This window comes from Streptomyces sp. AC627_RSS907, from assembly GCF_019049165.1.
The window spans coordinates 1-553 of sequence record NZ_JAGMUE010000820.1 but is presented as its reverse complement, the minus strand read 5'-3'; the positions used below and the strand labels follow the sequence as shown (position 1 = coordinate 553).

General features: G+C 70.5%; 1 protein-coding gene. It reads left to right on the top strand.

Translation table 11 applies throughout. From position 1 onward, the window contains the following. On the top strand, positions 1-553 hold a 553-nt coding region (locus tag KUM32_RS38815), incomplete at both ends, for an SIS domain-containing protein (RefSeq protein WP_217146493.1).

Sequence of the window (553 nt, the reverse complement as noted above, 5' to 3'; positions counted from 1 at the left end):
ACCCCGACGTGGTGGTCGGTGCGCGTCGCTACTCACCGCTTGTGGTGGGAGTCGGAGTCGGGGAGAACTTCCTGGCCTCCGACGTCTCCGCGTTCATCGCGCACACCCGCGAGGCCATCGAACTCGGCCAGGACCAGGTGGTGGAGGTGCGCCGGGACGCGGTCACGGTCACCGGCTTCGACGGCGCGCCGGCGACGGTGCGCCCGTACCACGTGGACTGGGACGCCTCGGCCGCCGAGAAGGGTGGCTACGACTACTTCATGCTGAAGGAGATCGCCGAGCAGCCGAAGGCCGTGGCCGACACGCTGCTCGGCCGGATCGACGCCGCCGGCGACCTGTCGCTGGACGAGGTCCGCATCCCGGCCGCCGAGCTGCGCGAGGTCGACAAGATCGTCATCGTGGCGTGCGGCACCGCCTTCCACGCCGGGATGATCGCCAAGTACGCCATCGAGCACTGGACCCGCATCCCCTGCGAGACGGAGCTGGCCAGCGAGTTCCGCTACCGCGACCCGATCCTGGGCCCGCGCACCCTGGTCGTCGCCATCTCCCTGGC